15 protein-coding genes are annotated in these 12,360 nt (G+C 45.6%); 11 read left to right on the top strand and 4 right to left on the bottom strand.

Annotated elements, in window-relative coordinates; all coding sequences use genetic code 11:
* Positions 1-323 precede the first annotated feature (323 nt).
* The 4 genes from V1501_RS17500 to V1501_RS17485 all read left to right on the top strand — a co-directional run bounded on the left by V1501_RS17500 (position 324) and on the right by V1501_RS17485 (position 3,170).
* A complete protein-coding gene (locus tag V1501_RS17500) occupies positions 324-1,541 on the top strand; it encodes an NAD(P)/FAD-dependent oxidoreductase (protein ID WP_409290094.1) in 1,218 nt (405 codons plus the stop codon).
* 221 nt (positions 1,542-1,762) lie between these two features.
* Positions 1,763-1,888, top strand: a complete 126-nt coding sequence (locus V1501_RS17495; RefSeq protein WP_409290092.1) for a YuiA family protein — start codon at positions 1,763-1,765, stop codon at positions 1,886-1,888.
* A gap of 147 nt (positions 1,889-2,035) precedes the next feature.
* Positions 2,036-2,326, top strand: coding sequence for a YuiB family protein (locus tag V1501_RS17490; RefSeq protein WP_409293440.1), 291 nt, complete (start codon positions 2,036-2,038; stop codon positions 2,324-2,326).
* A gap of 166 nt (positions 2,327-2,492) precedes the next feature.
* Positions 2,493-3,170: a 3D domain-containing protein gene (locus V1501_RS17485; RefSeq protein ID WP_409293438.1), complete on the top strand. Its 678-nt coding sequence runs from the start codon at positions 2,493-2,495 to the stop codon at positions 3,168-3,170.
* Between the two features lie 41 nt (positions 3,171-3,211).
* Here the strand turns inward: V1501_RS17485 and V1501_RS17480 are convergent, their stop codons facing one another.
* Positions 3,212-4,015: a cobalamin-binding protein gene (locus V1501_RS17480; RefSeq protein ID WP_409290090.1), complete on the bottom strand. Its 804-nt coding sequence runs from the start codon at positions 4,013-4,015 to the stop codon at positions 3,212-3,214.
* A 13-nt stretch (positions 4,016-4,028) separates the two neighbouring features.
* Positions 4,029-4,505: a divergent PAP2 family protein gene (locus tag V1501_RS17475; RefSeq protein ID WP_409290088.1), complete on the bottom strand. Its 477-nt coding sequence runs from the start codon at positions 4,503-4,505 to the stop codon at positions 4,029-4,031.
* Between the two features lie 228 nt (positions 4,506-4,733).
* Between V1501_RS17475 and V1501_RS17470 the strand changes: the two genes are divergently transcribed.
* The 4 genes from V1501_RS17470 (at position 4,734) to V1501_RS17455 (ending at position 7,725) form a co-directional block, all read left to right on the top strand.
* Entirely contained in the window at positions 4,734-6,239 is a 1,506-nt protein-coding gene (locus tag V1501_RS17470) for a leucyl aminopeptidase (RefSeq protein WP_409290086.1), read from the top strand.
* 101 nt (positions 6,240-6,340) lie between these two features.
* The gene (locus V1501_RS17465; RefSeq protein ID WP_409290084.1) at positions 6,341-6,601 is read left to right on the top strand and encodes a hypothetical protein; all 261 of its coding nucleotides are present in this window, start codon (positions 6,341-6,343) and stop codon (positions 6,599-6,601) included.
* A 138-nt stretch (positions 6,602-6,739) separates the two neighbouring features.
* A complete protein-coding gene (locus V1501_RS17460) occupies positions 6,740-7,123 on the top strand; it encodes a hotdog fold thioesterase (RefSeq protein WP_409290082.1) in 384 nt (127 codons plus the stop codon).
* A 44-nt stretch (positions 7,124-7,167) separates the two neighbouring features.
* Entirely contained in the window at positions 7,168-7,725 is a 558-nt protein-coding gene (locus V1501_RS17455) for a DUF5366 family protein (RefSeq protein ID WP_409290081.1), read from the top strand.
* A 44-nt stretch (positions 7,726-7,769) separates the two neighbouring features.
* On the opposite strand, the gene V1501_RS17450 is transcribed toward V1501_RS17455, so the two are convergent.
* Positions 7,770-9,632 carry a transglycosylase domain-containing protein gene (locus V1501_RS17450; RefSeq protein ID WP_409290079.1) on the bottom strand — a complete coding sequence of 621 codons (1,863 nt, stop codon included), beginning with the start codon at positions 9,630-9,632 and terminating at the stop codon, positions 7,770-7,772.
* Between the two features lie 234 nt (positions 9,633-9,866).
* Between V1501_RS17450 and kapD the strand changes: the two genes are divergently transcribed.
* On the top strand, positions 9,867-10,493 hold the full coding sequence (kapD, locus tag V1501_RS17445) for a 3'-5' exonuclease KapD (RefSeq protein ID WP_409290077.1): 627 nt from the start codon (positions 9,867-9,869) through the stop codon (positions 10,491-10,493).
* A 41-nt stretch (positions 10,494-10,534) separates the two neighbouring features.
* Here the strand turns inward: kapD and V1501_RS17440 are convergent, their stop codons facing one another.
* Entirely contained in the window at positions 10,535-10,924 is a 390-nt protein-coding gene (locus tag V1501_RS17440; RefSeq protein ID WP_409290075.1) for a kinase-associated lipoprotein B, read from the bottom strand.
* Positions 10,925-11,083: 159 nt separating this feature from the next.
* Here V1501_RS17440 and V1501_RS17435 point away from each other — a divergent pair, with 159 nt between their 5' ends.
* A complete protein-coding gene (locus V1501_RS17435; protein WP_409290073.1) occupies positions 11,084-11,818 on the top strand; it encodes a peptidylprolyl isomerase in 735 nt (244 codons plus the stop codon).
* A 64-nt stretch (positions 11,819-11,882) separates the two neighbouring features.
* Positions 11,883-12,089 carry a hypothetical protein gene (locus tag V1501_RS17430; RefSeq protein WP_409290071.1) on the top strand — a complete coding sequence of 69 codons (207 nt, stop codon included), beginning with the start codon at positions 11,883-11,885 and terminating at the stop codon, positions 12,087-12,089.
* Positions 12,090-12,360 lie beyond the last annotated feature (271 nt).

Genomic DNA, 12,360 nt, shown 5'->3' with positions numbered 1-12,360 from the left:
CTTAAAAACATGAAGGAAAATAGTGAACAAACAGAATATTGAATTAATTTTTCCGGGCGGCGGCACCTGTCTGCCGTAAATGCATTTGAAAAATAAGAGCGGAAAATAAGGTATCTTGACTTGAAATGTCGGCTCAAAAAGAATAAGATTGTCTTTAGGGCAATGTTAACATTCTGTGACAAATCTCTAACATTTTTTTGAACTAGTTCGTGAATTACATCACAAACTTAAGGTTTATATTATAATGAAATTACAAGTATGATTTGTAGTGATTTGGCACATAAGAAACTAACTATATATATATAAAGGTGGATTTGATACTAGTGAAAAAGCCTAAAATTGTAATCCTTGGAGCTGGATACGGCGGATTGATGGTAGCGACAAGACTGCAGAAGTCCCTTGGAGTTAACGAAGCAGATATCGTATTGGTGAACAAAAATGATTATCATTATGAAACGACCTGGCTTCATGAGGCTTCAGCCGGCACGCTGAGCCCGGATCGTGTACGTTACGATATCCGTGATGTTATTGATAAGAACAAAGTTGACTTTATTCAGGATGCTGTCGTGGAAATTAAGACAGAAGAAAAAATGGTCATCCTTGAAAATGGCGAAGTTGGCTATGATTACCTGGTGGCTGCCCTTGGCGGAGAGCCTGAGACATTCGGGATCCAGGGACTTAAGGAACATGCATTTACAATTTCTAACGTAAACAGCGCGCGCCAGATCAGGGAGCATATCGAATATCAGTTTGCTACCTACCATAATGAAGCTGTAAAAAAAGATGAGCGTCTGACAATTATTGTCGGCGGTGCCGGTTTCACGGGCATTGAATTTCTTGGCGAGCTGACTAACCGCATTCCGGAGCTTTGCAAAGAATTTGATGTAGACTACCACAAGGTCCGCATCATATGCGTGGAAGCAGCTCCTATGGTGCTTCCAGGATTTGATCCTGAACTTGTAAGCTATGCTGTTTCCCAATTGGAGAAAAAGGGTGTGGAATTCAAGATTGGCACTGCCATCAAAGAAGCTACCCCAGAAGGCATCATAGTCGGGAAGGGCGAAGAGGAAGTGGAAGAAATCAAGGCAGGTACAGTTGTATGGGCTGCCGGTGTCCGCGGAAACTCGGTCATTGAAAAATCCGGAATTGAAGCGATGAGGGGACGCGTTAAGGTAGATCCTACCCTGCGTGTGCCGGGTCATGAAGATATATTCATCATCGGTGACAGCTCATTGGTCATAAATGAAGAAATCAACCGCCCTTATCCTCCTACAGCTCAAATTGCCATGCAGCAAGGGGAGCTTGTGGCGAAGAACATTACTGCGCTCGTACGCCAGCAGGAAAATCTTGAAACGTTCCATTTTGATAATAAAGGGACTGTATGCTCGCTGGGTGAAGACGATGCGATCGGTGTTGTATTTGGTAAGAAGGTTACAGGAACAAAAGCATCCATAATGAAAAAAATGGTTGATAACCGCGCCCTGTTCATGATCGGCGGAGTGGGCCTTACCCTGAAAAAAGGAAAATTCAAATTCTTATAATCATCATTAAAAAGGCTGCCGATGGCAGCCTTTTTTATTTATATATAGCTAAAAAGTCATTTAGTTTAAATATTCTGAATTTTTAACCATGACCCTGAATATGAAAGAAAAGGGAGGATGTATCCGTTTACATGGAGGAATATGCCCCCATATAGAGTTTTGTCTTAATAATGGAACCTGTTATAGTATCTAACAAATTACTTTTTAAGGAGAGATGAAGAATGAAGAGAAATCAAACCGACTGTTCATATTGCTCTGGGAATGGATATTTTCAGCTGCTATTAGGCGGCACTGAAACTTGCGCCTGCTGCAATGGAAGCGGGAAAGAAAAAAAAGAAGCGTGCTGACTCCCCCTGACTTGGCGGAGTTTTTTTTTGAAGCAGCAAAGAAGTCCCTTTCTGAGTTATTGACGCCGGGATGGTCTTTAAGTAAACTTATATTGATGCGTCTGGGGAGGGCAGAAAAACGTGAATATAGCCATTCTAATCATATCTATGCTTCTATTTTTTGTATTGTTGTTCGGCATTGGATTCATCTTAAATATGCTGTTGAGGAAAACATGGGTAGTTGCCATTTGTTATCCGGTCATTGCAGCGATGTTCATAAATGACCAGAAAGTCCCGGCTTATTTCAGCCAGCCTGGAACGGCTTTCCCAAAGCTTTGGGATAAAATCCTGTCACTGCACTTTGCAGATATCCTGATTCTTTCCTGCGGCTTTCTTGGAGCGGCAATGGCCGGGGTCACCATTAGAATGCTGCGCCAAAGAGGTTATAGAATGTTTTAATCAAAGGCCTGGTTTAGGAGTTCTCCTGACCTGGCTTTTTTTAATTGCCTGATTGTCTATTTCAGCAGTACTGATCCGCCTCTCTCTCCTATTTGTTTTACTCCAATTGGAATATTTCTTTTCAGATTGGGAAGTAATAAGGGAGAGAGGAGTGGAATTTTTCTTGATAAATATAAAAAAGCATTTCGTTCGGGCAGGGCTGCTCTGCCTGCTGATCTTTGCTTTACACTCTACATACTACAGCCTTACAGGCGTGAAGGCAGAACAACTTGTCCTTGGCAGTGCCCAGGGACTTCATCCCTTTTTATCCCGTTATCTCGGCCTGGGCAATAAAACCATAAAGCGATTCGTGCCTAATGCCTTGAAGGCAGCTTCTGTTACAGCAGAAGCAAAAACATCACCGGTCCTTGAGGATAAGGACTGGACGAAGTATCCAAGGGCTACGGTGACTGCCACCGGCTATACAGCCGGCTTTGAATCCACGGGTAAAACAAAAGACAGTCCAAGCTTTGGCATTACATATTCTGGAGTTAAGGTAAAACGTGATTTGTTCTCCACTGTAGCGGCTGATTTAAAAGTCTTTCCCCTGGGAACGGTATTATTCATCCCTGGTTATGGATATGGTGTGGTTGCCGACAAGGGAGGAGCCATTAAGGGAAAAGAACTGGATCTGTTCTTTAACACAATAGAAGATGTGTATACACAATGGGGGAAAAAGACCCTTGATGTCTACATTATCGAACGCGGGAAGGGAAGCCTCTCTGAGAGCAGGCTGAAGGCCTTGAATGAAGATAAAAACCTTCAGGTATTCCGCCAGTCATACATAAATAAGGAAAATCAATAACATAAACAGCAGGGAGTGTGCCATGGCACACTCCCTTTCATTTACTTCCAGAGACTCCGAGTGTCCACTCCGCGGTATAGATCAGGATGCAGAATCCCGGCAAGCTTTACGAGGCCATCCAGTAATCGCGGAGAAGGCCGGCAATACAGCGGCTCTTCTAGGATAAGGATTCTGTCATCCCTCACTGCCGGCAGTGATTCCCACCCTGGCCGTTTTTTTACGGCTGCCGGCTTCACTTTCCGGGAGGGAACACCGACCCAGGCAAGGCAGATATAATCGGGATTCCTCCCCAGCACATCCTCAGGGTCTGTCTGAACGCTGGCAAGCTCAACATCACGGAAAGCATTGAAACCTCCTGCCAGCTCGCTTATTTCTGTCAGCCAATTAAGGGCGCCTGGGGTGAAAATAGGTTTTGGCCACCATTCCCAATAAAGGGAGGGCCTGTAAGGAACATTCTGGGAGATTTCCTTCATTTCTGCAATAAGTGACTTATAGTTTCTGATTTTGCCTTCTGCATTGTCGGCAGGGACCAGCGCATTCAATGCTTCCAAGTCCCTGGCAATGTCCGACAGGGACTGCGGATTAAGCACTATATGGGGAATCTCTCTTTTTTCTAATTCTGCAATGTTCTTTTCCATTCCAGGAACACTCAAGGAAGCCAGAACAAGATCCGGTTCCATGCTCTCAAGCTTATCCATATCAATGGATAAGTCAGGTCCGAGTCTCGGAAGGCGGGTAATGGAAGCTGGCCAGTCTGAATAATCATCAATGGCAGCCAGCTGATCCTCAATGCCGAGGAACGCACAAAGTTCGGTATTGCTTGGGCAAATCGAAATTAGTTTCATCCTGTCTCCCTCATTATTTAAATATCATATCCAGGATCAGCGTAAGAATGATCCCTGTCAGCCCCCCGAAAAATACTTCGATCGGTTTATGGCCGAGAAGAGTTTTTAATTCTTTACGCTTTTCTTTCGGGTCCTTTTGCGGCCAGTTCTTAGCTTCGGCGGTGAACTTGCCGAAATCGGTCACCAGCTTGTTCAAGACTGCAGCCTGTTCGCCTGCCTGCCTGCGCACCCCTGTCGCATCAAACATGGTAATGATGGCAAAAAGGGCAGCAACCCCAAATACAGTAGAGTCAAGGCCGCTTTCCAGTGCCACTGCTGTTGCCAGTGCAGTTACCGCTGCCGAGTGGGAGCTGGGCATTCCTCCCGTGCTGTTTAATAATGACCAATCCCATTTTCTTAAGGCAATATATTGGATGGGCACCTTTACAAATTGCGCGAAAAAAATAGCGGCAAGTGCAGCCAGCAGGGGGAAATTCAATAATAAGTCCATAAGCGTCTCCTTTAATATCATATATTTCACACTAAAAGTATAACTAAAATTTTCTTTATAGTATTCCTTTAAACCAATCAAAAGAAAGCTAAACATCAGATTAATTTTCTACAGCTTATGATGAAGTGTAAAAAAGAGGTGAAATTAATTAGGTAATATAAAATGTTTAATTCGAAATAAATGAAAAATTTAGTATAATGAGGTTGATACTATGCTGGAGGTGCTTTTATGTTTCACGTACATAATAACTTGGATATTGGACAGGCTCATGATTGCTTAATAATAGGGATATATGATAATCAGCATAAGCTGGGAGGAACTGCTGAGACATGTGACCAGGAGCTTGACGGGCAGCTTGCCTCTCTTTTAAAAGAAGGGGAAATATCCGCGAAGGTCAAGTCTGTGAGCAAAATACATACACTAGGGAAGCTGGGTGCTAAAAGGCTGCTTTTCGTAGGGCTCGGAAAAGAAAAGCAAATTACTTTTGATCTGCTTCGGGAAGCATGCGGAAAAGCATTTAGAGAGCTGGAAGGCTCCCGTTTTACATCCGTTTCGGTGGATCTTGATTCTTTTGCGGCCGAAGGACTGGAAGCGGCAGATGCCGCACATGCTCTCAGTGAAGCCTTTGCACTTTCCGGCTATAAATTCGAAGGGTACAAGCAGAAGCCAAACGAGCCGGAAAAAAGAATTGAAGAAATCCGGGTATACACTTCTGAAGACAGCGATGAAATTAATGCAGCACTTACAGTAGGCCATATATACGGACGGGCCACCAATTCGGCCAGAGACCTTGTGAACATGCCTCCTAATATGCTGACAGCCACTGACCTGGCCGAATATTCGAGAAACCTTGGGGAAAAATACGGCTTTGAAACAGAAATTCTTGGCCGTGAAGAAATTGAAAAGCTTGGCATGGGTGCCCTAATAGCGGTCAACCAGGGTTCAACTGAAGAGCCGCGTATGATTGTCCTGAAATATCAGGGAAAAGAAGATTGGACAAATGTAATCGGACTTGTCGGTAAAGGTGTGACGTACGATACAGGCGGATATTCGTTGAAGCAGCGTGAGGGCATGGTTGGAATGAAGACGGATATGGCAGGGGCGGCCGCAGTTCTTGGGGCCATGGAAATCATCGGGGAAATTCAGCCGGAACAGAATGTGGTCGCAGTCATTGCTTCCACCGATAATATGGTGAGCGGAACAGCATTCAAGCCGGATGATGTTATCACATCCATGAGCGGAAAAACGATTGAAGTACTGAATACAGACGCAGAGGGCCGTCTTGCCCTGGCTGATGCCGTGACATATGCCAAGCAGCATGGCGCGGGCTATATTGTTGATATTGCCACCCTGACAGGCGGTGTGGTCATCGCCCTCGGTTCTGATATGACTGGGGCCATGACCAACAACGAAGCCTTGTTTGAACAGATTCTGGAAGCTTCAGCTGAGTCTGGTGAGCCTGTCTGGCGCCTTCCAATCACTGAAAAAGACAAAAAGCGTGTGAGGAACAGCAAGATTGCCGACCTTAACAATTCTCCAGGCCGTGAAGGCCATGCCATAATGGGCGGGGCTTTTGTCGGTGAGTTTGCAGAAAACACACCATGGGTGCATCTTGACATAGCAGGAACGGCTACCGCCAAAAAAGATACTGAACTTGGCACTTCAGGGGCAACCGGTGTTATGACAAGGACTCTTGCCCTGTTTGTTGAGCGCTTCGTCCAGCAGGAATCCTGATCAGACCCGGTCTGGCTGCCGCCTTTTAGCCCACTCACTTCCCGTACTTGGTGCATATGTAATAGTGTACAAAGAAGGCAAAATAAGAGGAGGTTTTTCTTGTGGGCTATAGACCGGTTTATGGCGGTGGCAGCTATGGCAGAGGCCCTTTTTATGGAGGGCCGGGCTGGGGTATTGGCGCACCATTTCTGGGCGGCCTTGTCGGCGGCCTGATAGGGAGCGCAATACTGCGGCCAAGACCTTATCCATTTATTGGACCCGCTTACCCTGCCGCACCGGCCTTACCTTATCCGGGTTATGGAGCTTATGGCGGCTACGGGGGTGTCCCTGGCTATGGGGCAGTCCCGGGCGGATACTATTAACAAATGAAAAATCAGCGATGAGTAGACAGGCAGGCTCATAACGGGCCTGCCATTCATTTAGGGCACGCCCAATCAGAGTATATATTTTTTGAAGCCGTAATATGTGACAATCATCCATTATATATGGGAGGAATAAGTATGGATTTGGAAAATACACTTATCAACACACTTGGCATTGAAATTCAGGAAACCTCACCCGGATTTGTAAAGGCATCGATGCCGGTTGATGAAAGAACCCGCCAGCCCTTTGGACTACTGCACGGAGGTGCCTCTGTTGCCTTGGCTGAGACAGTGGCCAGCATCGGGGCTTATAACCTGGTCGATAAGGAAATAGAAGGGGTTGTCGGCCTTGAAATCAATGCGAATCATATCAGGGGCAAGAAGGATGGAATTGTCATGGCGTACGGCCGTGTGCTTCATCATGGAAAGACCACACAGGTTTGGGAAATCAACATTAAGGATGAAAAAGATCGGCTGATCTGCATTTCCCGTTGCACGCTCGCCGTTATTAAACTAAAATAACGATGAACATTATTTAGAACTAGACAGACGGTGTGAGGCGGAGAATGAAAAATACATACTTAACTGGCTACTTTCCTTTATTGTCGATCATTTTATTCAGTCTTTCCCTCTCTGTGTATATGCAGACACAATCATTGGAGCTCTTGAAGAAAGCAGGACTTTACTCCGGGATGAGAGAAATTTTTTCGGCGGCCGGAATCAGGCTGTCGCTGCTGGTCCTGTTCCTGCTGCTTTTCTTTATGCTCTTCTCAGCATTGAAGTTGATTTCGGCAACTATACTGGAGCTGTCGCTGCTTTTCTTTTCAAGGGATGCAGAAGGAAAAGTCTTAAAGAACATCCGGCTTTCGTCGGTCATCTATTTTGGCGGCGGTCTCCTTTCCCTGTTGAGTGCTGCATGGATTCCGGGGATTGCCCTCATCTTCGGGGCCACCACTCTCACAGCTTTTATCTTTTTAGTCTATAAAACCAGTCCTTCCATGACGATCACCGGGCTATTCGGCATGATCTTCTTTCATACTATGTGCTGGTCGACTTTGCTCCTGGGTGCCGCATTCCTGCTCCTTAAGCTGTATAACAGCCTGGCAGCCAGTCTGCCGTTATAAAAAGAACAGCCCCGCTTGCATCAGCGGGGCTGTTCTTCTGGGGACTATTTGCCGCCCGGGGCAACGGTATCCTTCCAAATCAATAAATGGGGTGCGGCTCTGCCAGCTTCCTGTATGCTGGCCGGAATGTCGCGGCCGACCCAGACGCCGGCGGTATATTTGTCTGTTAATCCTATAAACCAGAGGTCTTTGTAATCATTGGTTGTCCCTGTTTTCCCTCCTATGAACGGACCAGGTATGCGTGCTTTTTTGGCAGTCCCGGTTATGACCGCTGATCTGAGGAGGGTGCGCATTTTCATTGCCGTCTCCCGGCTCCATACTCTCCGGGGCTTTTCCTTCCAGCTATACAGGATCTTCCCGCTCGAATCTGTAACCTTATCGATGGCCCGGGCTGGCTGGTAGGTTCCATCATAAAAGGAAGTGTACGCACTGGTCAGTTCAAGGGGGCTCATGCCAAAGGTGAATCCCCCGGCTGCAGCGGGCAGCCTGTAATCCTCTTTGACCACTTTCTTGAAAGAGAATGGGGAGAGATATGCAAAAGAACGCTGTATTCCTGTCTCCGCAAACATTCTCACAGCAGCCGTATTATAGGATTGGGAAAAAGCCGATGTGATGGTTACAAGCCCGTGGCCGGTGTTATCGGCGTTGTGCGGGCAATAGCCATTCAGGCATAGACTGCCGGCATTGACAAGCTCTGTGAGCACAGGTTGTCTACCTTCGATATAGGGGCCATATACCAGCAGCGGCTTAATGGCTGATCCAGGCTGACGGTACGCTTGATATGCTCTGTTAAAAGAATATTTTTTATAATATTTTCCCCCAATCAACGAGACAAGCTTATGCGTATGATGTTCTATAACAACCGAAGCACCTTCGATGTCCTTTTGGGGCAGATGTTTCATCACAGCAGCTCCAGCAGCACTCTGGATATCCCTGTCCAGCGCGGTATGTATCGTAATGCCGGACTCCAGAAGGCTGTTTACCCGCTGATCCAGTTTCTTGCTGTAAGCAGCTCTCGCTGAATCATCCGGACCTGATATTTTGCCGGCATATCCTTCCGCTTTGGAGACAAGCTCCTTGAACTCCATGAGCGTATAAGCAGTATAGTCTGGATAGGAATCGATTTTTTGACGGACATGCAAGGAAATGGGGGCAGCAGCCAGGGCTTTATATTCTTGAACCGAAATCAGCTTTCGGTCTTTCAGCATCCCGAGTATCCGTTCCTGTCTCTTCTTGGTGCTGCTGAAGTGAACCAGCGGGTCATAAAGCAGAGGATTATTTGGAATTGCAGCCAGGAAAGCCAGTTCTGCTCTGTTAAGCTTGTGGGTGCCCTTATTGAAATACAGCCGGGATGCGGCTTCTATCCCGTAAGCGCCATTTTGGAAATAAATTGTATTGATATAGGCTTCAAGAATTTGGTCTTTGGTCAGCTTCCTCTCTAGTGAAAGCGAATAGAGGAGTTCAGCAAGCTTACGGTTATAGGTCCTTTCGTGGGACAAGTAGAGATTGCGTGCAAGCTGCTGGGTGATGGTGCTGCCGCCCTGGACGCTGGCATCTGATTGGGCGTTTGCAATGACGGCCCTGCCAATCCCTGATATATCTACACCGAAATGTTCGTAAAATTGTCTGTCTTCTACGGCTATAAAAATTTGTTTGAGAAAATGCGGGATCTTTTGGCTGTCCAGGGAAATGCGATTCTGTGACAGGGTGATCTCGGAGATGGTCCTGCCATCGCCGCTTTTTATAAAACTGGTCTGTGGCATTAGGGTTCCACGTCCCTCAATCTTCCTGTCTATGAGAGTCTTTACGCTCTCGGCCCTGCCCGCTTCCTTTACACCCATTGCCAGCAGGGCAGCAAAAGCAGGCAGCAAAGCGGTGATGATTAAAAAGCCTAAAGTTTTCCTCAACGTTTTCATCTTCCATTCTGTTAATCTAGAGGACTTCTTTTCCACATCTGATGTGGATATCCAAAGGTTATTTTACAAAAAAAATGAGTGGAGCGCTTCAATTTTTAGAATAAAATCAGAAAAAAATGTCAGGACGAGTATATAAATATATAAGTAACTCAATAAATATTTGATATAATGTTTAAAAAAAGCGTAAAGTGATCCAGGTAAATTTTTAGTGAAGGAGGATAGTAAATGGAACCAGGGCATCAATATTTGTTTATCGATTTTGAATTTACTATGCCGGAAGGCAAATCGAAGCCGGAAGGATTTTATCCGGAAATTGTGGAAGTGGGCATCGTCTCAGTGGTTAATGACAACATCGTAAAAAAATATTCCTCTTTTGTTTCTCCAGAACGTTTTCCCGCCTTGACCGAACGCTGTAAAACCTTTTTGAATATCACCCAGGAACAAGTGGACGGAGGAATGACTTTCATTGAATTGATTGAGCTGCTCAATGATTTTGAACAAAAACACCCAGGCAGTACCATTGTGACATGGGGTAATATGGATATGAAGGTGCTGCGGAGCAACTGCCTTAAAGCGGATGTGAAATTCCCTTTTACAGGCAAGCAGCTTGATCTTTCCATGGAGTATAAGCGGTTCTTTGGAGACCAGAATCAGACTGGATTGTGGAAAGCCGTCCAGGAATATGGAAAGCAGGGGACCGGCAAACATCACCGGGCATTGGATGATGCGATGACAACCTATAATATTTTCAAACTTGTAGAAGAGGATAAGAGATATTTGAAAAAACCAGAGCCAACCACCATTGGAGACCGAATCGACTTGTCAAAAGTTATGGATAAGTTCGCCTTATAAAGCCAAATCTCCTTTACAGCAGATTTGGCTTTTGTCTGTCTTCAACCTTCAAAATAATCTCGTTCGAGTTCCTTCAATGAGGTGATGCTCTTTATACTCCATTCGTCCTTTTTTTCTTCCAGCTCCAAAAGCGCCTTCCCAATTGCCGCCTTCAAGGATTCCTTATAGTCCGGAACGGAACCTTCGTAGGTTCTCACCATATTTTGAGGAACATTCGTCTGCTCCCTGAATGCAAGGGCCCTTCTCTGATGAAAGAGCGGGACATCAGCCTGCCTAGGATTATGCAGATCGCCCTGCTGCGGATGCTTCTCCACCGCCAGCACCCTTACTAAATAGCTTTGCGGCCTTGCGTCCGTCACTTCCCCTATGTACTTGCCTGTCTTATAAAATGCTGTTACCATATCGCCCGGTTTAAAAATCGGTGTCTCCATTGCAGCCACTCCCGTATAATTGATATCCCCATCATACATAACTACCCTGTCCATACTCAAGAAAAAGGCGCGGTTCATGGAATTTTTGGAAATAGGGGACACTCCCCTATTTCCCAAACTTTGCTTTTATTGTAAAGTGAAGAAAGCAGGAGGTATGGGATGAAAACAAAACTATTTTTTATTTTATTAAGTTCACTGCTGATCACGGCATGCGGTACAAGCGGCGGCTCAGGAGAAAAATCAGGATCAGGCGAAAAGCCCAAACAGGAAAGCAGGGAAACAGAAGAACTGCAGGATATGCCCCTGGAGGAGTTTCCTCAATTTAAGCCGGTTCAGAAGGATGATAAAGTGGTGCTGATGGAAACCACAAAAGGCCGCATTAAAATCAAGCTGTTTCCAGCGCAGGCTCCTAAAGCGGTTGAAAACTTCATAACACATAGTGAAAAAGGATATTATGACAACTTGGTCTTTCACAGGCTCATCAAGGACTTTATGATCCAGGGCGGCGATCCGAAGGGAGATGGAACCGGGGGAGAGAGCATCTGGGGCAAGACGTTCAAGGACGAATTCTCAGAAAGACTGTTCAATGTGCGCGGTGCCCTGTCGATGGCGAACTCTGGTCCCAATACAAATGGAAGTCAATTCTTCATCGTCCAGAATCAGCATTTGAATCAAGCCATGCCCGGGGAAATGAAGAAGGCCGGCTATCCAAAAGCAATTATCAAGGCTTATGAGGACCAGGGCGGAACTCCGTGGCTCGATCAAAAGCACACCGTATTTGGACAAGTTATAGAAGGTTTGGAGGTTGTAGATAAAATAGCTGCAGCCGGCGGCGGCGATCAAGGAACTCCTACAGAAAAAATTATGATCCGGTCTATTAAAATCTTACAATAATCAGCCAGACAGGCAGCCTGTGTCTGCTATAATGGAAGCAGCGAGAAAAGAAAGGGTGTCCACCATGTTAGTTCTTAACAGCTTTGCCGCAGGACTATTCTTGTATTTCCCTGAAGATAAATCAGAATATATCCCGGCAGCCATTACCTGTATTATTTTCCTAGCGGCTGCATTTCTTACCATGCGCCTGATCATTAAGGTTTCCAAAAGGCAGGCCGCGGCTGCGAAGGAACTGGAAGAATCATTGCTGAAAAAAAGAGAGATACATTGACGCGCCAGCAGAGGGTGCGTTTTTTTATATGGCCGAAAAATATATTGGCAGGTGTATTGGAATATAGTACCATTGTTTTAATCCCATTGGTTTCCAAAGAAAGGTTCGGTGCGGTCATGAAGTTCTAATACTATTGAAACAGGTCATCTTTCAATTGAAAAAACAGCCTGGAGAAATAGGATTAGTATGCACTTTTTTTAACCTTTCTTTTCTTTATCAGTAAGCTGTCCTATTCACCATGGGGCAGGGTTATTTGCTGCATTCCTATACG

It is taken from the genome of Paraperibacillus esterisolvens, from assembly GCF_046237625.1.
Lineage (GTDB): Bacteria > Bacillota > Bacilli > Bacillales > DSM-1321 > Paraperibacillus > Paraperibacillus esterisolvens.
Note: the sequence above shows the minus strand (reverse complement) of the source record. Positions and strands in the feature narration are given on the sequence as shown.